Source organism: Microbispora sp. KK1-11 (assembly GCF_006874435.1).
Lineage (GTDB): Bacteria > Actinomycetota > Actinomycetes > Streptosporangiales > Streptosporangiaceae > Microbispora > Microbispora catharanthi.
On record NZ_VIRJ01000001.1, the window covers coordinates 1 to 20,808 of the forward strand.

Consider the following 20,808-nt stretch of genomic DNA (forward strand, 5'->3'; position numbering starts at 1 on the left):
CGGAGACACGGCCACCAGGGTAGAGACATGATCGATTTAGTGCGCACTTTTCGCCGTTCCCGAGGGGAAACTACGAGGTCAGCGCGTTGTACTCAGCGGCGATCCTGAACCGTGAGCCAAGTCAGGTTGTACTCAGCGGCGATCCTGAACCGTGAGCCAAGTCAGGTCTCAGGGTCTCGGGTCACTCCGGGACCCTTCGCCGATTGAAGCACGAAAGGCCAAGCTCGAAAATGATGAGCATTTGAGCAATAGGCGGTCGAATTGCTGCATCGGCCGCGGGTGGCGCGACCGTAGAACCTTCCGAGGGCGGCAGGGCAAAGCCGGACATGTGAGAGCTACCGCGGTAAAGGGGGAAGAAGCTTAGCTAGGAACGCTTGAGTAGCCGGATCGGCGGAATAGATAACTGTGCCAACCAGTCCTCGTGTGAGCAAGACCCTGTATGTATTCCGAATCAGCAGGTCGGCCTGTCGGTCGGTAATGTTGGATTTCATAAGAGCTGGGTCTTTGCTGGCCTTGCGTACGGTGATTAACCTACCGTTGCGATAGACGAGATCGGGCCCGATGATGACGCCGCTCCAATCGTAATCGAAGCCTTGTGCGGTGTAAACGGTTCCTACCTGCCCGAAACCGCCGGGCAGTGTCGCCCACAGTGCGCTGCTGGGAGCCTCTCTGGCTGGGCGATCTCCTTTAGCAGTCCATGGTCGAGCCCATGTGCCGATCCGCACATCGGGGACCAGGGTGTCATCTGTCTTTGGGGCGCTCCACTGCCAGCAATATCCCGCGGTGATCCGTGCGGAATGGCCTTTTTCGAGTTTTCCCCTCAGGAATTCTTCCAATTGATGGGGGGTTTCGGCAAGCGCGATGCTGAAGAGGTTCTCTTCCGTCCATCCCTGGGCTTTTTCGTTGCCCAATCCCAAGAGATTCTCGACCCATCGCTCGTATTGGAGGCTACCACCAGAGCGGAATTGTCCATCGAGATCTACCGTGTGTACAGCGATACCAGTCACCTGGGCGTGTGCCTGGATAGCGTCCACCGTCCCGACCTCGCCTGGGCGGACTACTTGACGTTCGTCCAGTAGGAATACCGGCACCCAAGCAGCAGAGATGAGCTCCTCTACCTGTCGGCGGCCCGTACGGGCGCCCGCCGGTGTGAACCTGTTAGCTGAAGTCTCTCGTATGCGATGAGCTTCATCGCAAATGAGAACGTCTAACTCGTTTGGTGCTGCGTCACTGAAGCTATTGAAGTATCTGAACAACGCTTTCTGCCGGGCAGATCCTTTAGCAACCTGTCGTCTCAGGGCCTGTGTGAACGAGTGTGATCCTGTGGCGTGCATAACGCGGTACCCACTCCTATGCAGCTCGCCCAGCAGGGCCAAGCCGATCGCGCTCTTGCCTGATCCCACCCCTCCACTGACGATCACGACAGACTTAGTCTTGGATCTACGGGCCTTTTCGACAGCATGAAGGACGAGCTCATATGCTAGGCGCTGTTCGTCGAGCAGAACAAATGGATTCCGATTCCGTAGCTCTTCGGTAGCCACCTTGAACAGTGCTGGCGACGGGTGAATGTTACTGGAGAGCAGCTGCTCTGCGGCCGTCTTCCCATCAAGTTCCGCGAAACGTGACTTGAGGAAGCTCCGAAATTCGCTGCGACGGGATCCACTGAAGACGTTGTACTGGGCACGGCTGATTTGGTAGAGGTCGTGAATGTCGGAGTCGACCGCGTCATACAGATAGACGGCATCATGGACGGCACCCTGCAAGCCGCTCGCCTTGAGGAGATCGGCCATGTAATCGCGATAGGCGCGTACTTGGAGGGCTGGGTGGAGTACGGGGAGTTCGGATATGCCGGGAACGACAACGAGATCAGAATCACCTTCGTAAAGACAAGCGCGCCGCCAATGCTTAAGTTCGATGATCATATAGGCGTCGTGACCCGTGGCGCGGTCGACGCCGGCGAGGACTACATCGGCCCGCTTACTCGTGGAAGGCAGCTGGTACTCGATCAGCACCTCTATGTCGCCGAGGTCGGCTTCGACCAGATCACAGGCCAGCAGTCGCAGAGCGCGTTCTTGAACGAGGCGCTCGCCGGGACGGTCCGTCCTTTCTGCGATGCATTGCTCGTTCGAGGCGGAAGCGCCGAGCCCGCGAGCAACCGCTGGCCTTGCTGCGAGATCTCGTGCCTTTCGGCGCACTCCTACCCGCCCGTGATCCGACATGTTCAGTGCTCCCATGATTTAGCGCTGTCCCTGGCAGTGGTTGGGACTGTTCCTCTGGTGGTGGCTCTAGCACCGCCACCACCAGAGGTAGTCACCTAGCCGTCAACGCTGCGGGGCGAGTTCGGCCAGCCAATCCAGGAAACCGGTCAATTGTGCGAGTTCCGGCTCCGGAAGCGGTCGGGGTTCGTCGTCGTGGTAGTGGGCGAACTTGTTACGGATCTTTCGGACGGCTCGCAGTTCGGCGACGAAGATGCTCTGATCGAGGCGCCAGTGGAGCCCTGTCCAGACGTTGGCGCGGCCAAACACCTGTTCTACATCGAAGAGAGTCAGATCTCGTACCGATCTGATTCCCGTCTTGCCGGTCGCCGCCTGAAGGTCCTCGACGGTAGGGCAGGCCTGTTCGAGAATTTTGCGAAGGCGGCGTTCGATCTCACCGAGAATCGCGTGTGGTCCCGTGCGATCCTCCATGGCATCAACGAGATCGGCCAGCGTGACGATTCCGCTGATCATTCCGCTCTCGTCGCGGACGATGGCAAAGCGGTGCTGCCGAAGCAGGGGGAGAACCTTCCTCACCTCCGCGTCCACGGACACCTCCTGGACCGGCCGTGTCGCGGAGGCGAGGGTGAGCTCCTGGCCAGCGATGCGGACGAGCGCGATCGACTCCAGCGTGACGGCGCCGATCAGAGACGCTCGGTCAGCGAGCACTGGGAGCTGGCTGTACTTGTATCGCGTCAGAAGCGTCTCCGCACGCGTCAGCGTGTCGTCCGGGCAGACGCTGACGAGCTTCGAGAGTCGGGCGGTGGGGAGATGGCCGATGCGCAGCACGATGCTGCCGTCGCCGTTCATCGACGATCCGAGAGGTCGAGGACGAGCGAGCAAGGGCACGCTAACGCGGCCATGCGTCTGCACAGCATGGACTACTCCTACGGGTGAGGGCTGCCCTGAACCGCTCTTGCGGCGGGAGCCCGGTGGGCCGTACGTGTCACTGGACACCATAGTGGTGCCGTACGACAAGCGCGGGGGAGTTTCAGGTGGGAGCAGCCCCCGGTATGAGGTGGCGTCGCTCACCGAGCGCCGAACTCAAACTGCTGCGATCTTGCCCCGGGTGATGCCGTAGCCATCCACGCAGGTCTTGGACTTGTTTCCGTTCATCGCGAAGATGCGATCGCGAAGCCGAGAGTCTCGGGGCACGCCGGACCCTTGAGCGTTTCCGGGGCGGGTCTCATCCCGCAGAGGCGTCGAAAACCGCGGCGCGACCTGGGGAAACGCGACCAAGGTCATCCCGCGCATATCCCGTGACTGGCGACAAACCGCGGCTCTCGGTGGCCTAGGGCTGCATGTCAGGCAAGCATGATCGATAGAGAAGCCGCAGCTCAGGCAGGGTTTCCCTGATCAAACGTGGTAGGGCGGGTGGGACTTGAACCCACGACCCACGGATTATGAGTCCGATGCTCTGACCGGCTGAGCTACCGCCCCGCAATGGTGGAGTCTCTCACAACTTAGCGGGTGTGGGGATCTGTGCGCGGAGGTGAGCGGCGGCCTTCGGCCCTGGGCGTAATCGCCGCCCGATCACCCTGTCGTGATCGCCCGCAGTGGGGTGCGGCTGCCGTGGTGAGAGTCGTGGGGCGTATGTCCGGGTATGTGACTGTTGAGGCGACATCGCTCCACAAGACGGCTCTGCGAAACGTGGCTCCGCAACGAATCGGGGGTGCCCCGTGGGGAGACGACTGGCGGGCGTCTGCGTGCTTCTCCTGATGTCCCTTCCCGCCTGCGGGCAGGGCGGGCGGCAGCCAGGAGCGGAACTCGGAGCGGTCGGCGACGTGCGGGAGGGCTTCACCGTCGGCCTGCTGCTCCCCGGCGAGGGACCCGACCGGCCTCTGTTCACGCGGGCCCTGGCGTCCCTCTGCCCGCGCTGTCATGTCCAGTACGCGAACGCCGCGGGCGACCGGGCCAGGCAGGGGCGGCAGATCGGCCGGATGCTGGCCGACGGCGTGCGGGTGCTGGTCCTCGGCGCGGTGGATCCCGGGGCGGCCGCCCCCTGGGTGGCCAGGGCCAAGCTGTCCGGGGCGAAGGTCGTCGCGTACGACCGGCTGGCGAACGGGCCGGTGGACGCCTACGTGGCGACGGACCCGGCGCGCGTCGGGCGGGAGCAGGCGCTGGCCCTGCTCGGCGCCATGAAGGTCGCGGGGCCGGTGCTGCTGCTGAACGGCCCCGCCACAGACCCGTACGCCGAGACGGTGAAGCGGGGCCTGCACGCCGTGCTCGACGGCCGGGTGACGATCGGCTGGGAGCGGGACCTGACGCGGCCCGACGAGGCCGTACGCGAGGTGGCGGCGGCCGTCGCCGCGCTCGGCGGGGCCGCGAAGGTGGGCGGTGTGTGCTGCGCGAGCGACGCGGTGGCCGAGGCCGTCGCGGCCGAGATGGCGCGGGCGGGAATGGCCGGGGTGCCGCTGATCGGGCATGGTGGGCGGCCCGCGGCGCTGGGACGGGTCAGGGCCGGCACGCAGACCGCCACCGTCCGCACCGACGTCGCGGCCGAGGCGTCGGCGGCCGCCAGGCTGGCGGTCGAGGTCGCGGGCGGCAGGACCGTGTACGGCACGGCCGTCGTGTCCAACGGGACGACGGTTTCGATCCCGGCCGTGCTGGTCCCGCCCGCCGTGGTCACGAAGGCCACGGCTCACGAGGCCCCCGCCCCCGGGACCGCCCGCGGACAGGACGCGCGACCCCACTGAGACGCCGGTCAGGGGCGCGGCGCGGGCCGCCGGCCGAGTCCGCGGGCTGCGTGAACGCCCGGCCGTCCTGGCCCGTCCCCCGTTCGGCCGGCCAGGACGGCACGGTACGCGGCCCGGCGCCGAAGGCGTCGGCGCACAGTTGCGCGAACCAGCCCAGACCGGGCAGCAGCAGGACCCACCCGGCGAGCGCCCAGCCGAGATGGAGGTGCGAGGCGGCGTGGGCGAGGGCCGCCACCCCCTCGGCCCGCAGCCCGTCCGCGCGCTCGTACGTCATCCGCCGCAGGCCCCGGGGATGTTCCTCGGCCGGGCGCACCCGGAGAGCGACCGGGGCGTGGCGCAGGATCCACCTGCCGACGGGCGCGCACTGCCCGCAGGTCGCCGACACATGGACGACCGCCTCCGTCATGGCGGGGGAGGGCCGCAGACGGGGCAGCCAGGCCCGCACGGCGGACCGGTAGGCGACCCACGCGCCGCCGAAACGGCCGGCGAGCTGCTCGCCCTCGTGCCAGGCCGCGAGCCCGGCGCCGTACGCGACGGCCACGCCGGCCGCCGCGAGGAAGCGGACGTCCAGTGTGCCCAGAAGCAGGTAGCTCGCCGTCATCGACACCTGCATCGGATTGCGCACATAGGCGTACGGCCCGCTGGTGACGAGGCGGCGCGGCGCGTCGTACGGCAGCGGCGTGCCGCCCGCCGCCGCGAACTCCCGGACGGCCGCCAGGCCGAGCGTCAGCGGCGCGGCCAGCACCTGGACGCCGAGGCCCGCGAGCCAGGCGGGCTGCCGCCACACCCCGGTGAGCAGGACGGGAAGCCCGAGCATGAGCCCGCCCGCGAGCACCGCCTGCAGCGTCGCCCGCCCGGCCGCGAAGACGCCGCGGACGGTCCAGCGGGCGAGCAGGAGGCCGGGCGCCAGGCTGAGCGCCACCGCGAGCGCCTCGCCGTACAACCAGTCGCCGCCGAGCCGTACGAGCGGGCGGGCCAGGGGCATGAACGCGAGGTCCAGCCAGGTGAGCGCGAGGACGGTCAGCGGGAGCGGGAGGCGGCGGGCCGCGTGCGCGGGCAGCGCCCCCCACAGCAGCGCCCAGCCGAGCAGCAGGTCCACCGGGACGCCCTCCACCACCGCGCCCCGGGCGGAGAAGGACCACCAGCCGGCCCGCACCGCGATCACGTTGACCAGGGCGAGCGCGAGCAGGTTCCAGGCCGTCGTGAGGATCATGGCGGCGAGCGCCCGTTCGGACGGGCGGCGTACGGCTGTCGCGACCAGGACGGCGGCGAGCGGGCCGAACAGGGCCGCGCCCCGCAGGAGCCCGATCGCGGAATCCGCCATCGCAGGGCCGGTGGACACCATGTCCGCGATCACGAGGTGAAGGTCGCGGCGAGGTAGCCGGCCGCCTGGGTCGCGGCGTACCGCTGGAGCGGCCCGAAATACCAGCCCGGGTCGAAGGTGCGCCGGTAGCGGAAGGTCACTTCGAGCCGCCGTCCCCGCCAGCGGAACTCGGCCTCGCGCAGGTCCATCCACCGGGCGAGGGTCGTGTCGCGCTCCACCCGGAAGACCACCCGGCCGGGGGCGCGCCCGGCGACCCGCAGTGTCATGGCGCGCGGCTCGAGCGGAGCGTTGATCCCGAGGGACCGCCGGGGTGTGAACGTGATCGTCCGGGTGTCCCCGACGGCGAGTCCCCGACCGTCGGAGCCGAGCGGCCGGGGGAAGCCGAGCCGTAACAACGACGAGGTGACCGGGCCGAAGGCGGGTGGCCGGGCCAGGGCGGCCTCGATGTCCGTGTCCCGCGCCGCTGTGGCGACCGCAGTGACCTCCTCGTCCCGCGGCAGCGAGGTGACCGGCGTCGCCCCTTCGAGCAGGGCGGCCAGGAGCAGCGGGGCGACGACGGCCACGGCGTGCCCGCCCCTGCGGCGCGTGTAGTCGATCGAGACGCCCACGAGCAGGCCGACGAAGTAGAAGAGCGGGGCCGACATCAGCAGGCAGACGACGCCCTCGCCGAGCAGCGGGCCGGCCAGCGCGAGCCCGATGGTGATCGTGGCCATGGCCGTCCCGGTGGCGCTCTTCGGCCGCGCCGTGATCGCCACGGTGATCGCGATGGCCGCCGGGATGCCCACGTAGAACAGCGAGGTCTGCTCCAGACGGCCCGCGTGGAGCACCTCGTAGAGCAGGTAGGCGGCGAACAGCCCGGCCAGCGTCACGACCAGCACGAGCCGGGGCCGCGTCGGGTCTTCCGACTCCATACGGCGCTCCTTGAGCGAGAGATTTAATCGAGTGATTAAACCGTATGATGAGGATCGAGGGCGCTGTCAAGGGAGGCGGGTTGACGACACGGCGGGACTCGGGCGCGGAGACGCGCGACCGGCTCATCGAGGCGGCGGCGGAGACGCTGAAGACCCAGGGGTACGCGGGCACGAGCGCCCGGACGATCGCGAAGGCGGCGGGTGTCAACTCCGCGCTGGTCTTCTACCATTTCGGCGGCGTCGACCCGCTGCTGCTCGCCGCCCTCGACCGCTCGTCGGAGGAGCGCATGCGGGCCCATCGGGAGACCGTCGCGGGAGCCGCGACGCTGGAAGAGCTGGTGGAGGCCGCCACCCGGGTCTACAGGGCCGACATCGAGGGCGGGCACATCACGCTCTTCTCCGAGCTGGTCGGCGCCAGCATCGCCCGCCCCGAGCTGCGGGCGGAGATCGTCAAGCGGGCCGACCCCTGGATCGACTTCGTGGAGCAGACGCTCGAGCGGGTGATCGGCGGCTCTCCGCTGGCCCGGCTCCTGCCCCCGCGCGACGTGGCGTACGCCGCGATCACGTTCTACCTGGGCGTCAACCTGTTCACGCACCTCGACGCCGACCGTACGCGGACCGAGGCGCTGTTCGGCCTCGCGGCGCGGGTGGCGCCGCGCGCCCGGCTGCTCACCCTGCGGATGCCCCGGCGCCGCCGCCCGGCCTCCACAGAATCGCCGGAATGAGAGGGCCGCGGTCGCACCGGGGTGCGACCGCGGCCGGGAACAGCCGGTTCACTCCTCTTCGTCGGAGGGGGCGGGGGCGTCGGACGGGCGCAGGCGCTCCCAGAGGAGGAACGCGCCGCCGACGACGAGCATCGCGATGCCCGTCCACAGGTTGATGCGGATGCCCTCCGCCTTCTGGATCTCCTGGGTGCCGTCGAACAGCCCGGTGACCGTGAGGATCAGTCCGTACACCAGGAACAGACCACCGATCACGCGGCGGATGTCGAAGAGCCGTTGCGGGGCGGCCATGCAAACCTCCTAGAGGAAGGGCAGGTAGAACGCCGCGGCGAGGACCACCGCCCCGGCGCCGAGGATCACGGGGGAGCGATACCAGGCGGCGTCTCCCGCCAGCGCGTCGTCGGAGACGGACGCGTCGCTCAGGCCGTAGACGAGCCCGCGCAGCTCGCTGTCCGGCTTGGGGGTGGTGGCGAGCGTGACCACGACGGAGACGATCGCGTCGACCACGAAGGCGATGCCGGCGCCCCAGAAGCTCGCGTTCAGCTCGGTGCCGAAGTCGAACACACCCGCTTTGTAGAGGATGTACGAGGCGAAGGCGCACACGGTGCCGCTCAGCAGGCCCCAGAAGCCCGCCCAGGCGGTCATCCGGCGCCAGAACAGGCCGATGACGAACGTCGCGAACAGCGGGGCGTTGAAGAACGAGAACAGCGACTGCAGGTAGTTCATGATGTTGCCGAACCCGGCGGCGATGAACGCCGTGCCGATTCCGGCGAGGACGCCGACCACGGTGGCGATGCGGCCGAGCCGCACGTACCACTCGTCGGGGTGGTCGCCGTTGATGTGCGCCTTCCAGATGTCCTGGGTGAAGACCGTGTTGAAGCCGCTGATGTTGGCGGCCATGCCGGCCATGAACGACGCGAGCAGGCCGGTCACCGCGACGCCGAGCACGCCGTTGGGCAGGAACTCGTTCATGAGCAGCGGGATCGCCTCGTTGTACGTCGGCCCGCCGTCCTTGCCGATGTTGCCGAACAGCACGACCGCGACGAGACCGGGGATCACGGTGACGATCGGGATCACGAGCTTCGGGTAGGCCGCCACGATCGGGGTGAGCCGGGCGGCGTTGGTGTTGCGTGCCGACAGCGCGCGCTGCACCTCGGCGAAGTTCGTGGTCCAGTAGCCGAAGGACAGCACGAAGCCGAGGCCGAAGACGATGCCGATCCAGTTGGCGTTGAGCGGGTTGTCGGTGCCGGCGGTGTGCGCCCAGGTGTGCAGGCCGCCCTCGCCGAGGACGCTCTGCTTGACCTTCTCGCCGAGGCCGGAGAAGCCGCCGACCCGGGTCAGGCCGATGATCACCACCGGCACGAGCCCGGCGACGATCACGAAGAACTGCATGACCTCGTTGTAGATCGCCGAGGACAGGCCGCCGAGGGTGATGTACGCGAGCACGATCGCGGCCGACACGATGATCGACAGCCACAGCGGCCAGCCGAGCAGGGCGTCCATGATGAGCGCCAGCGCGTACAGGTTGATCCCGGCGATGAGGATCTGCGCGACGGCGAAGGTCCCTGCGTTGAGCAGCTGGGTCGCCCCGTTGAAGCGGCGGCGCATGAACTCGGGGACGCTGTGCACCTTTGACCGGTAGTAGAACGGCATCATCACGACGCCGAGGAACACCATGGCGGGGACCGCGCCGATCCAGTAATAGTGCAGGGTCATCGCGCCGTACTGTGCGCCGTTGGCCGCCATGCCGAGGACCTCGGTGGCGCCGAGGTTGGCGGACATGAAGGCCAGGCCGGTGATCCAGGCGGGAAGTGCGCGGCCCGAGAGGAAGAAGTCCAGACTCGTCCGTACGGCCCGTTTCGCGGCGAAGCCGATTCCCAGGACCACGAGGAAGTACAGGGCGAGGATCACGTAGTCCAGAACGTTGACGTCGAGCCGCAGATCCTGTGCGGCCAGCAATTGGGCATCAGGCACGCAACGCCAGCTACCCGCAGGTCTCGTCGTTTCACAAACTCGCCCCCCGTATACCCAATCGTGACAAAACCGCAGGTGGGGCACTGTAAAGCCCGGCCCGGGGCGTGCGGGGCGGAGTCCCGAGTGGCGGGGGAGTAACCGGGTAGGCGAGGGAGAGCAGGAGAACACCGACGAAGGGAGGCACGTCATGGCCGACGCGCCGAACCCGATCCAGCTGCAGAAGCACCTGAAGGGCGTCGACTATCCGGCCGGCAAGTCGGACCTGATCCGCACGGCCCGCGACCAGGGCGCGGACGACAACGTCATCGACGCGCTGGAACGCATTCCGGACCGGCAGTACGACGGCCCCAACGCGGTCAGCAAGGCGGTCACCGAGGCCCGGTGAGCAAGGGGCCCGGTGAGCAAGGGGCCCGGTGAGCAAGGGGCCCGGGAGCAAGGGGCCCGGCGTCGGGCGGCCGGCGCGGGAGCGTACCCGCGCCGGCCGCCCGCGTGACGCCGCGCGCCGTTCGGGCGTGTACGGCGGGCCGGCCCCGAAAAGTCAGGACCAGACGGCGGCGATCGGCTCGGCGAGGGCGGCGGCCTGGTCGATCCCCGCCGCGAAGGCAGGTCCCCACAGGGCCGGGTCGAGGACGTTCTGGCCGAACACCGCGACCGACGCCGTATCGGGGTGGACGACGTACGACGTGGCCGCGCCCGCCTTCGCCATCTCGGCGTCGAGGACGGCCCGGGGGGTCAGGTTGCCGAGCGGTTCGAGCACCACGAGCGCATGGGCGCCCTCCGCGAGGTCGGCGTTGGTCGCCGAGCGGACCCCGCCGTCCACGTACTTGCGGCCGTTGATCTCCACGGGCGGGAAGACCATCGGCACGGCGCAGCTCGACGCGACGGCGAGCACAAGCGGCGTGCCCGAGGACCGGTCCCACACGACGAACTCGCCGGTGGCCGCGTCCACGCTGGTGATCAGGAGTTCGCGCTCGGGCCATTCCTTCACGGGCAGCCGTTCGCCGACCGCCGCGAGCCGCTCGGCGTAGTGGTCGACCCTGGCCGCCAGGGCCATCTGCCCGACCCTGCGGCGGGCCTCCCGCCGGTCGAGGTTCGGGTCGAACATGATGGCGAACGCCTGCATGACCTCGTCCATGTGGTCGACGGCCGGGGGCGGGCCGGTGTCCACCTCGGCCTGGTGGGCGATCGCCTCCTCCAGGTCGGCGCCGGTGGCCACGAGCGTGCCGACGACCGAGCCGGCCGAGGTGCCGATGATCCGGTCCGCCGTCCCCAGGTCCAGGCCGAGACGGCGCAGGCCGGTGACGATCCCCGCCTCCCAGGCGATGCCGGCGACTCCTCCGCCGCCGAGCACGAGAGCAGTAGTCATAACCAGAATTATGTTCCACGGGAGCGCGTGCCCGGGCCTAGGTGAAACCGGTTGCAATTAGTCTGGACGCCAAACTATTGACGGCGCTTCCGCCGGTGTGTGAATCTTCCCTTCAGATTTCCATGCACGTGGGAGAAGGACGGTCAGGGTCCCCGCCTGGTCGTGCATGGCCGGTTGTCCGTGCTCGGAGGGAAACCGTCCATGCGAAGATTCGCAACCCTGCTCGCGGTCGCCGCCGTGGCGCTGGTCACGGCCGTGATCAGAATGTCCCCGGTGTCGGCCGTCGCCGCCGACTCGTACACGTTCAAGAACGTGCAGATCGCCGGGGGCGGCTTCGTCCCCGGGATCGTCTTCAGCCCGGTCCAGAAGGACCTGATCTACGCGCGCACCGACATCGGCGGCGCGTACCGCTGGAACCAGTCGTCCCAGACCTGGACCCCGCTGCTCGACTGGGTCGGGCAGTCCAACTGGGGCTACAACGGCGTCGTCAGCGTCGCCCCCGACCCGGTGGACGCCAACAAGGTGTACGCCGCCGTCGGCATGTACACCAACAGCTGGGACCCCAACAACGGCGCGATCCTGCGCTCGTCGAACAAGGGCGACACCTGGCAGGTGAGCCCTCTGCCGTTCAAGCTGGGCGGCAACATGCCCGGCCGCGGCATGGGCGAGCGCCTCGCGGTGGACCCGAACAAGAACAGCATCCTCTACTTCGGCGCGCCCAGCGGCAACGGCCTGTGGCGGAGCACCGACTCCGGCGCCACCTGGTCCAAGGTGACCAACTTCCCGAACGCCGGCAACTACGTCGCCAGTCCAGGGGACGCCTACAACGGTGACAACCAGGGCGTCGTCTGGGTGACCTTCGACAAGCGGACCGGCACCTCGGGCAACGCCACCCAGACGATCTACGTGGGCGTGGCCGACAAGAGCAACACCGTCTACCGCACCACCAACGGCGGCACCTCCTGGGAGCGGGTCGCCGGGCAGCCCACCGGCTACATCGCCCACAAGGGTGTGCTCGACACGGCCAACGGCTACCTCTACATCGCCACCAGCGACACCGGCGGCCCGTACGACGGCGCCAAGGGCGACGTGTGGCGCTACGCCACCGCCACCGGCACCTGGACCCAGATCAGCCCGATCCCGTCCAGCAGCTCCGACGACTACTTCGGCTACAGCGGCCTGACCGTCGACCGCCAGCACCCCGGCACGATCATGGTCGCCACCCAGGTCTCCTGGTGGCCCGACGCGATCTTCTTCAGGAGCACCGACAGCGGCGCGACCTGGACCCGCATCTGGGACTGGACGTCCTACCCGAACCGTAGCTTCCGCTACAAGATGGACATCTCCGCCGCTCCGTGGCTGACCTTCGGCACGAACCCCCAGCCGCCCGAGGTCACGCCCAAGCTCGGCTGGATGAACGAGTCGGTGGAGATCGACCCGTTCGACTCCGACCGGATGATGTACGGCACCGGCGCGACGATCTACGGCACCACCGACCTCACGAAGTGGGACTCGGGCGGCCAGTTCACGATCAAGCCGATGGTGAAGGGCCTGGAGGAGACCGCCGTACTCGACCTGATCAGCCCGCCGAGCGGCGCCCCGCTGGTCAGCGCGCTGGGCGACATCGGCGGCTTCCGGCACACCAACCTCGACGCCGTGCCGTCCATGATGTTCACCCAGCCCGTTTTCACCTCCACGACCTCGCTCGACTACGCCGAGACCAACCCGAGCGTGATGGTGCGGGCCGGAAACTTCACCGACTCCGACCGGCCGAACGACAGCCACGTGGCCTTCTCCACCGACGGCGGGGCCAACTGGTTCCAGGGCACCGAGCCGGGCGGCGTCAACAACGGCGGCACGGTCGCCGCGGCGGCCGACGGCAGCCGCTTCGTGTGGTCGCCGGCCGACCCCGGCATCCAGGTCGTCTACTCCGTCGGTTACGGCAACAGCTGGTCCGCTTCCACCGGCGTCCCCGCCAACGCGATCATCGAGTCCGACCGGGTGAACGCGCAGAAGTTCTACGCCTTCTCCGGCGGCAAGTTCTACGTGAGCACGAACGGCGGCGCGAGCTTCGCCGCCACCGCGGCGACCGGGCTGCCCACGACCGGCGTGCACTTCAAGGCGCTTCCCGGCGTGGAGGGCGACATCTGGCTGGCCGGTGAGGGCGGCCTGTGGCACTCCACCAACTCGGGCGCATCGTTCACCAAGCTGTCGAACGTCAGCAGCTCGATCAACATCGGCTTCGGCAAGGCGGCGCCCGGCAAGACGTACCAGGCCCTCTACCTCGCCGGCACCGTGGACGGCGTGCAGGGCCTGTTCCGGTCCGACGACACCGGCGCGGGCTGGGTGCGCATCAACGACGACCAGCACCAGTACGGCAACATGGGCGAGGCCCTGACCGGCGACCCGCGGATCTACGGCCGGGTCTACCTCGGCACCAACGGCCGGGGCATCGTCTACGGCGACCGCACCGGCGGGTCCTCGCCGTCGCCGTCGCCGTCCGCTTCGCCGTCGGCGTCCCCGTCCGCGTCGCCCTCGGCCTCCCCGTCGAAGTCGCCGTCCCCGAGCCCGTCCGCGTCGCCTTCGCCCAGTCCTTCGCCCTCGCCCAGCCGGTCTCCGAGCCCGTCGCCCTCGGCGAGCCCGTCCGGCGGCAAGGGGTGCTCGGCGACCTACAAGGTGGTCAACGAGTGGCCGGGCGGCTTCCAGGGCGAGGTCACGGTGAAGAACACCGGCAGCGCCTCGATCAGCGGCTGGAGCGTCAAGTGGGTCTTCGCGAACGGCCAGACGATCAGCCAGCTCTGGAACGGCACGGTGAGCCAGTCCGGGGCGAACGTCACGGTCAGCAACGTGAGCTACAACGGCTCGGTCGGCTCCGGGGCGTCCACCACGTTCGGGTTCCAGGCGAGCTGGAACGGCACCAACGCCGTCCCGTCGCCGGTGACCTGCACCGCCTCGTGAGATAGCACCACATCGGTCGTACGGATGGGCCGCAGAGGCGGCACATCCGTACGGCCGATCGTCCTCGGCGCCGGACACCTGCCGGCGCGGGACGGCACGGTGAGCGGCGTCATCGACTTCGGCGACCCGGACACGATGCGCAGCGGTCTGGAAGGCGTCCTCTCGCGCCTCCCGGCCTGAGCAGGCTGGGGGAGCGCTGTGGACGTGACGGGTGAGGAAAGGCCCTACGGATGGGACCTCCGGCTGGTATCTCCGTGGGGCCCTTCGCATAGCCTTGCCTGGGCGGGCCGTCGGGCCGCGCCGGGACAGGGGTGACTGCGCGATGGCGATCGGGGTTTACGTCGCGGCCGGCGACGCGAGGAGCAACAAGGGCACGATCGCCCTCGGCATGATCGAACTGCTGAGCCGCCAGGTGGGCACGGTCGGCGTGTTCCGGCCGGTCGTCCGGTCCGGCCGTGAGGACAGCCTGGTCAACACCGCGCGCAGCCGCTTCGGGATCGGCCTGCCCTACGCCATGTGCACGGGCGCCACCTACGAGGAGGTGCACGCCGACGAGGAGCGCGCGGCCGGGGAGATCCTGGCCCGCTACCGGGCGCTCGCCGGGCGGTGCGACGCGGTCGTGGTGATCGGCACCGACTACACCGACGTGGGCGCGCCCACCGAGTTCGTGTTCAACGCCGAGCTCGCCGCCAACCTGGGCACACCGGTGATGAACGTGGTGACCGGGCTCGACCGCACCCCCGACGAGATCGCCGCGGCGGTCGAGATGTCGCGCAAGGAACTGGCCGAGCGGCACGCCACCGAGCTGGCCACGGTCGTCACGCGGGTCGCCCCCGGCCTGGTGGACGAGGTGGCCGCCCGCGTCCCCGCGTACGTCCTGCCCGAGGTGCGGCGGCTGTCCGCGCCGACGGTCAGCGACCTGATGGCCGCCTGCGACGGCGACCTGTTCATGGGCGACGCCGACCAGCTCGGCCGGGAGACGGGCGGGCTGATGATCGGGGCGATGTCGCTGCCGAACATCCTGGAGCGCCTCACCGAGGGCCTGGCGGTCGTCGTCCCCGCCGACCGGGCCGCGGCGCTGGTGCCGGGGCTGCTGGCCGCGCACAAGGCCCCCACGTTCCCCGCCCTGTCCGCGATCATCCTCAACGGCGGGCTCGAGCTGCCCGACGCGGTCGTCCGCCTGCTGAAGGGCATGGACATCCGGCTGCCGATCATCACGACCGGCGGCGGCACGTTCGAGACCGCGACCAGGCTGTCGAAGGCCGAGGGCCGGTTCAGCCCGGACGCCAAGGGCAAGATCGACACCGCGCTCGGGGTCTTCGCCGAGCACGTCGACGCCGGGGTGCTGCTGCGCAACCTGCAGGTCACCAAGGCCGCCGCGATCACCCCGCTCATGTTCGAGTACGACCTGCTGGACCGCGCCCGCACCGACCGCAGGCACATCGTGCTGCCGGAGGGCGCCGAGCCGCGGATCCTGCGCGCCGCCGACAGCCTGCTGCGCCGGGGTGTGGCCGAGCTGACCCTGCTGGGCGACGAGCGGGAGATCCGGCTGGCGGCGGCCACGATGGGCCTGGCCGTCGACGGCGCCCGCGTGGTGAGCCCGTTCGACCCGGAGCTGCGCGAGCTGTTCGCCGAGGAGTACGCCCGGCTGCGGGCGCACAAGGGCGTGTCCATCGGGCAGGCCCGCGACATCGTCACCGACGTCTCCTACTTCGGCACGATGATGGTCCACCTCGGGCTGGCCGACGGCATGGTCTCCGGCGCCGCCCACACCACCGCCCACACGATCAGGCCCTCGTTCGAGATCATCAAGACCTCGCCGGGCGTCGGCGTGGTGTCCAGCGTCTTCTTCATGTGCCTGGCCGACCGCGTCCTCGTGTACGGCGACTGCGCCGTCGTCCCGGACCCCACGGCCGCCCAGCTCGCCGACATCGCGATCTCGTCGGCCGCCACCGCCGCCAGGTTCGGGGTCGAGCCGCGCGTGGCCATGCTGTCGTACTCGACCGGCGAGTCCGGCGCGGGGCCCGAGGTGGACAAGGTGCGCGAGGCCACCGCGCGGGTCCGCGAGCTGCGGCCTGATCTGCCCGTCGAGGGCCCGATCCAGTACGACGCCGCGGCCGAGCCGAGCGTGGCGCGCACCAAGATGCCCGGCAGCCCGGTGGCCGGGCGGGCGACGGTGTTCGTGGTGCCCGACCTCAACACGGGCAACAACCTCTACAAGGCCGTGCAGCGCAGCGCCGGGGCGGTCGCCATCGGGCCGGTCCTGCAGGGCCTGCGCAAGCCGGTCAACGACCTGTCCCGCGGCGCGACCGTGGGCGACATCGTCAACACCGTCGCGATCACGGCCATCCAGGCGCAGGCGCACGGGGAGGCACAGTGAGCGCGCAGGCGCGATTGGAGACACAGTGAGCGCGCTGGCGGGAGGAGACACAGTGAGCGGGCAGGTCCTCGTCCTGAACACGGGGTCGTCGTCCATCAAGTACCGCCTCATCGACATGGGGACGCGCCGGGCGACGGCAGGCGGGCTGATCGAGCGCATCGGCGAGGACGAGAGCGTGCTCACCCACGACGGCGTCCGGGCCGAGCGCCGGGTGGCCGACCACGAGGAGGGGCTGAAGGCGGTGCTCGCGGCCTTCGCCGAGCACGGGCCGCCGCTCGGCGGCGTGACCGCCGTGGGCCACCGGGTCGTCCACGGCGGCAGCCGGTTCGTCACGCCCGTGCTGATCGACGACGAGGTCGAGCGGGCCATCGAGGAGATCGCGCCGCTGGCGCCGCTGCACAACCCGGCCAACCTGGAGGGCATCCGGGTCGCCCGGCGGGCCTTCCCCGGCCTGCCGCACGTCGCCGTCTTCGACACCGCCTTCCACGGCACGATCCCGCCCCACGCGCACACCTACGCCGTCCCCCGCGAGTGGACCCGCAAGCTCGGCGTGCGCCGCTACGGCTTCCACGGCACCTCCACGGCGTACGTCTCCCGCCGGGCGGCCGCGCTGCTCGGCCGGCCGTACGACGAGGTGAACTCGATCGTGCTGCACCTCGGCAACGGCGCGAGCGCGACGGCGGTGCGCAGCGGGCGCAGCGTGGACACCTCGATGGGCATCACCCCGCTCGCCGGGCTGGTGATGGGCACCCGCTCCGGGGACGTCGACCCGGCTCTGGGCGCCTACCTCGGCCGGGTCGCCGGCATGGACCTCGCCGGCGTCGATACGGCGCTCAACAAGGAGAGCGGCCTGCTCGGCATGTGCGGCGCCAACGACATGCGGGAGGTCTGGCGGCTGGCCGACTCCGGCGACGAGGACGCCCGGCTCGCGCTCGACGTCTACGGCTACCGCGTGCGGACCTACATCGGCGCCTACTACGCCGCGCTCGGCCACGTGGACGCCCTCGTCTTCACCGGCGGGGTGGGGGAGAACAGCCCCCGTGTCCGCGCGCTCGCGGCGGCCGGGCTCACCAGGCTCGGCATCGAGATCGATCCCGGGCGCAACGCCGCCGAGTCGGCGGAGGCCAGGGTGATCTCCCCGGAGGGCGGCGAGGTGACGGTGCTGGTGGTGCCCACCAACGAGGAGCTGGAGATCGCCGAGCAGACCGCCGCCTGTCTCGGGGACGCGTGAACCCGCCGATCGCCGCCGCGGTCGTCCGCTGGCTATCGTGGGCAGCGAATGGGGGTGAGCCGTGTGGCGACGACTGAGGACAGTCGTACGGGTGGGAAACAGGACACCGCCGATTCGCCGGGCTGGCTCGACCGGATCCGGGCGACTCCAGCGGGCCGGTTGACGCTGCGGATCGTCATCGGGGTGATCGGCACCGCGCTCGTGGTCACCGGCCTGATCATGGTGCCCTTTCCCGGGCCGGGCTGGCTGGTGGTCTTCGCCGGGCTCGCCGTCCTGGCGACGGAGTTCGCCTGGGCGTCCCGGCTGCTGGAGTTCGCCAAGGAGAGGGTCAGGGCGGCGACCGACTGGCTGAAGCGGCAGAACTGGTTCGTCCGCATCGTGGCGGGGGCGCTCACTCTGCTCTGCGCCGGGGCCATCGTCTGGGTGTCGGTCCGGCTGACCCTCGGCGTCGACCTGATCCAGAAGGCCCGCGAGTTGCTGAGCTGACCGTCAGGCGCGGGCCAGCCTGCGGACCGCCAGTTCGCCGAGCAGCGTCGCGCCGTCGGACAGGATGGCGTCGTCGAACTCCGCCTCCGCCGAGTGGTTGGCCGGGGCGGTGGCGAGATCCCTGCCGGGCGGGCAGGCGCCGACCACGAGGAACGCCCCCGGCACCTGCTCCAGCACGTAGGAGAAGTCCTCGGAGCCGGTCGCCGGGGTGGGCAGCGGGAAGTAGCGGTCCTCGCCGAGGGTCTCGCGCACCGTGTGGGCGGCGAACTCCGCCTCGGCGTCGTCGTTCACCGTGACGGGATAGCCGAGGCCGAACGCGCAGTCGACGGTGAGGCCGTGCGCCTCTCCGATGCCGCGGGCGAGCCGCACCAGGCCCTCCCTGATGCGGTCGCGCGAGCCGGCCGAGAACGTGCGCACGGTGACCTCGAAGACGGCCTCGTCCGGGATCACGTTGTCGGTGGTGCCGGCGTGGAAGCTGCCGACGGTCACCACGACCGGATCGAACACGTCGTAGCCGCGGGTGACGTGGGTCTGCAGGGCCGTCACGATCTCGCAGGCCGCGGGGATCGGGTCGAGGGCGCGGTGCGGGGACGACCCGTGGCCGCCTCTGCCGCGCACGGTCACGGTCAGCGTGTCGGCCGCGGCCAGCACGGGCCCGCCCTTGGTCAGGAACAGCCCGCGCGGGATCGTCGTGGAGAAGACGTGCATGCCGTACGCCGCGACGGGCTTGGCGCCGGCCGCGTCGAGCACGCCCTCCTCGATCATCAGCCGGGCGCCCTCCTGGCCCTCCTCGCCGGGCTGGAACATCAGCACCACGTCTCCGGCGAGGTCGGCGCGGCGCTCGCTGAGCAGGCGGGCGGCTCCCACCAGCATGGCCGTGTGCATGTCGTGGCCGCAGGCGTGCATGCGGCCGTCGAAGCGCGACCGGTAGGGCACGTCGGTCTTCTCGTGCACCGGCAGCGCGTCCATGTCGGCGCGCAGCAGCACGGCGGGGCCCGGACGGCCGCCGCGCAGGACGGCGGTCACCGACGACAGGCGCTCGCCTGTGGTGATCTCCAGGGGCAGGCCGTCGAGCGCCGCGAGCACCTTCTCCTGCGTGCGGGGCAGGTCGAGGCCGAGCTCCGGCTCCCGATGCAGCGCGCGGCGAAGCTCGACGAGGTCATCCTGGAGGGTCATGGTCCACCTTGGCGCGGGGTCGGGGGTCAGAGGTAGAGGCCGGTGCCGTGGTCGGTCTGCTGCGTCGCCACGGCGTGCAGGTCGCGCTCGCGCAGCACCAGGTAGAGCTGGCCCTGCACCTCCACCTCGTACTGGTCCTCGGGGTTGAACAGGACCTTGTCGCCCGTCTTGACCGACCTGACGTTGGCCCCGGCGCCGGACACTTCGCCCCAGACGAGCCGGTTGGCCATCTTGACCGTGGCCGGGATGACGATGCCCGCGCTGCTGCGCCGTTCCTCAAGCTCCCGCTCGACCTTGACCATCACGCGGTCGTGGAGCATCTGGATCTCGAACTTCGGATCAGCCACGCTCGCAGTGTACGCGGAGCGGAGTCGGGCACCGTCATCGGAGGTTCACCGGCGGCGGGGGCTCACCGGCGGCCCATGGCCAGGTCGTAGCCCGTTCCCGAGTGGCGGTAGACGCCGCCCTTGCCCCACTTCAGCACCTGGAACCGTACGTGGACGGTGTTGGAGGCGACGCCCGTCAGGTCGGCCATCATCCTCTCGGACAGGTCGACGATCGCCGGGATGTCGTGCTGGGCCACGGCCCACTCGGCCGGGCCGAAGTCCTCGACGACGCCGATCGCGCTCTTCCCCTTGTAGGTGATCCGCACCTTGGTGCCGAGGGGCCAGTAGGGGCTGGCGACGGTCCGGTACCGCATCGGCTTGCCGGACGCGGTCTCGGCGTCCCAGAAGGACGTGGCGGTGGAGACGCCGGAGGGCAGGGAGGCGGCCTTCTTCATCTCGGCGTACGCCGCGCGGAGGGCCGCGTTGAAGGTCGCGCCCAGGGCGACCAGGTCTGCGGGCATCGGGCGGGCGGTGTCCGTGGAGGCGACGGGCGCCGTCCGGGTGAGCGGCGCGGAGGAGGGAGCCTGAGGGATCACCGAGGCGTCCGCGGCGGTGGCCACGCCGGCGACGAGTGTGGTTCCGGCCATCGCCATGGTGATCGCCTGACGGGCTCGCTTGCGCATGAGGTTCCTTTCGTCTCTGTCGCGGGGCGGCCCTCGGGGAAACAGGGCCTCGCGTCGCCGAGGAGTCCCGGCCGGCCGGCGGGCTCCGCACGCGCGCCCGGCGTGCCGGAGCGGCCCTCGGGGAGGAGGGACGGAAGGCTCCGGAAGCGGGGTCGCGCGTTCCCTGGGGAAGGGGATGCGACGGTTGTGCGACGTACGGGATTTATGGGGGCAAAAGGTGATGTGAGGCACGAGTATAGGGAAAGAGGGAGTAAAGGGGACAAATCGATCTAAATTGCAGGTAGATCGTCCTTGACGGAGGCGCTCGAAAAGCGCTCTCA

19 protein-coding genes and 1 tRNA gene are annotated in these 20,808 nt (G+C 69.8%); 9 read left to right on the forward strand and 11 right to left on the reverse strand.

Features of this window, described 5'->3' with window-relative positions:
* Window positions 1–335: 335 nt before the first annotated feature.
* Window positions 336–1,790, reverse strand: coding sequence for a DUF2075 domain-containing protein (locus FLW16_RS00005; protein WP_260614701.1), 1,455 nt, complete (start codon window positions 1,788–1,790; stop codon window positions 336–338).
* On the opposite strand from FLW16_RS00005, the gene FLW16_RS44860 reads away from it, so the two are divergent.
* Window positions 1,746–2,318 (forward strand): hypothetical protein, encoded by a 573-nt coding sequence (locus FLW16_RS44860; protein ID WP_260614702.1) that lies wholly within the window; start codon window positions 1,746–1,748, stop codon window positions 2,316–2,318. The two genes, FLW16_RS00005 and FLW16_RS44860, sit on opposite strands and share 45 nt — an antisense overlap.
* A gap of 3 nt (window positions 2,319–2,321) precedes the next feature.
* Here FLW16_RS44860 and FLW16_RS00010 read toward each other — a convergent pair whose 3' ends face one another.
* Both FLW16_RS00010 and FLW16_RS00015 read right to left on the reverse strand, forming a co-directional pair.
* Window positions 2,322–3,065, reverse strand: coding sequence for a CBS domain-containing protein (locus FLW16_RS00010; protein ID WP_185949182.1), 744 nt, complete (start codon window positions 3,063–3,065; stop codon window positions 2,322–2,324).
* A 553-nt stretch (window positions 3,066–3,618) separates the two neighbouring features.
* Window positions 3,619–3,695, reverse strand: a tRNA-Ile gene (locus tag FLW16_RS00015).
* Between the two features lie 239 nt (window positions 3,696–3,934).
* Between FLW16_RS00015 and FLW16_RS00020 the strand changes: the two genes are divergently transcribed.
* A complete protein-coding gene (locus FLW16_RS00020) occupies window positions 3,935–4,951 on the forward strand; it encodes a substrate-binding domain-containing protein (protein ID WP_142556413.1) in 1,017 nt (338 codons plus the stop codon).
* Here FLW16_RS00020 and FLW16_RS00025 read toward each other — a convergent pair.
* Window positions 4,881–6,308: an isoprenylcysteine carboxylmethyltransferase family protein gene (locus FLW16_RS00025; RefSeq protein ID WP_260614704.1), complete on the reverse strand. Its 1,428-nt coding sequence runs from the start codon at window positions 6,306–6,308 to the stop codon at window positions 4,881–4,883. The genes FLW16_RS00020 and FLW16_RS00025 overlap by 71 nt on opposite strands.
* Window positions 6,305–7,186: a hypothetical protein gene (locus FLW16_RS00030; protein WP_142556414.1), complete on the reverse strand. Its 882-nt coding sequence runs from the start codon at window positions 7,184–7,186 to the stop codon at window positions 6,305–6,307. The genes FLW16_RS00025 and FLW16_RS00030 overlap by 4 nt, the downstream gene beginning before the upstream one ends.
* A 47-nt stretch (window positions 7,187–7,233) precedes the next feature.
* On the opposite strand from FLW16_RS00030, the gene FLW16_RS00035 reads away from it, so the two are divergent.
* Window positions 7,234–7,911 (forward strand): TetR/AcrR family transcriptional regulator, encoded by a 678-nt coding sequence (locus FLW16_RS00035; protein WP_142557241.1) that lies wholly within the window; start codon window positions 7,234–7,236, stop codon window positions 7,909–7,911.
* A 48-nt stretch (window positions 7,912–7,959) separates the two neighbouring features.
* On the opposite strand, the gene FLW16_RS00040 is transcribed toward FLW16_RS00035, so the two are convergent.
* Window positions 7,960–8,199 carry a hypothetical protein gene (locus tag FLW16_RS00040; protein WP_142556415.1) on the reverse strand — a complete coding sequence of 80 codons (240 nt, stop codon included), beginning with the start codon at window positions 8,197–8,199 and terminating at the stop codon, window positions 7,960–7,962.
* 9 nt (window positions 8,200–8,208) lie between these two features.
* Complete coding sequence (locus FLW16_RS00045; RefSeq protein ID WP_260614706.1) at window positions 8,209–9,882, reverse strand: sodium:solute symporter family protein; 1,674 nt, start codon at window positions 9,880–9,882, stop codon at window positions 8,209–8,211.
* A 187-nt stretch (window positions 9,883–10,069) separates the two neighbouring features.
* Here FLW16_RS00045 and FLW16_RS00050 point away from each other — a divergent pair, with 187 nt between their 5' ends.
* Window positions 10,070–10,267, forward strand: a complete 198-nt coding sequence (locus FLW16_RS00050; protein ID WP_142556417.1) for a DUF2795 domain-containing protein — start codon at window positions 10,070–10,072, stop codon at window positions 10,265–10,267.
* A gap of 153 nt (window positions 10,268–10,420) precedes the next feature.
* On the opposite strand, the gene FLW16_RS00055 is transcribed toward FLW16_RS00050, so the two are convergent.
* Window positions 10,421–11,248, reverse strand: a complete 828-nt coding sequence (locus FLW16_RS00055) for a patatin-like phospholipase family protein (protein ID WP_142556418.1) — start codon at window positions 11,246–11,248, stop codon at window positions 10,421–10,423.
* A gap of 201 nt (window positions 11,249–11,449) precedes the next feature.
* Between FLW16_RS00055 and FLW16_RS00060 the strand changes: the two genes are divergently transcribed.
* From FLW16_RS00060 to FLW16_RS00075, 5 genes are all read left to right on the forward strand, one after another.
* Window positions 11,450–14,206, forward strand: coding sequence for a cellulose-binding domain-containing protein (locus FLW16_RS00060; protein ID WP_142556419.1), 2,757 nt, complete (start codon window positions 11,450–11,452; stop codon window positions 14,204–14,206).
* 24 nt (window positions 14,207–14,230) lie between these two features.
* Complete coding sequence (locus FLW16_RS43290) at window positions 14,231–14,386, forward strand: hypothetical protein (RefSeq protein WP_185949183.1); 156 nt, start codon at window positions 14,231–14,233, stop codon at window positions 14,384–14,386.
* 142 nt (window positions 14,387–14,528) lie between these two features.
* On the forward strand, window positions 14,529–16,586 hold the full coding sequence (gene pta / locus FLW16_RS00065; RefSeq protein WP_142556420.1) for a phosphate acetyltransferase: 2,058 nt from the start codon (window positions 14,529–14,531) through the stop codon (window positions 16,584–16,586).
* Window positions 16,587–16,638: 52 nt separating this feature from the next.
* Window positions 16,639–17,817 (forward strand): acetate/propionate family kinase, encoded by a 1,179-nt coding sequence (locus FLW16_RS00070; protein WP_142556421.1) that lies wholly within the window; start codon window positions 16,639–16,641, stop codon window positions 17,815–17,817.
* Window positions 17,818–17,880: 63 nt separating this feature from the next.
* Window positions 17,881–18,303, forward strand: a complete 423-nt coding sequence (locus FLW16_RS00075) for a TIGR02611 family protein (RefSeq protein WP_260614708.1) — start codon at window positions 17,881–17,883, stop codon at window positions 18,301–18,303.
* A 3-nt stretch (window positions 18,304–18,306) separates the two neighbouring features.
* Here FLW16_RS00075 and FLW16_RS00080 read toward each other — a convergent pair whose 3' ends face one another.
* From FLW16_RS00080 to FLW16_RS00090, 3 genes are all read right to left on the reverse strand, one after another.
* Window positions 18,307–19,479: a M20 family metallopeptidase gene (locus tag FLW16_RS00080; protein WP_142556423.1), complete on the reverse strand. Its 1,173-nt coding sequence runs from the start codon at window positions 19,477–19,479 to the stop codon at window positions 18,307–18,309.
* 26 nt (window positions 19,480–19,505) lie between these two features.
* Window positions 19,506–19,826, reverse strand: coding sequence for a co-chaperone GroES (locus FLW16_RS00085; protein WP_142556424.1), 321 nt, complete (start codon window positions 19,824–19,826; stop codon window positions 19,506–19,508).
* A gap of 62 nt (window positions 19,827–19,888) precedes the next feature.
* The gene (locus FLW16_RS00090) at window positions 19,889–20,488 is read right to left on the reverse strand and encodes a hypothetical protein (protein ID WP_142556425.1); all 600 of its coding nucleotides are present in this window, start codon (window positions 20,486–20,488) and stop codon (window positions 19,889–19,891) included.
* Between the last annotated feature and the right edge of the window lie 320 nt (window positions 20,489–20,808).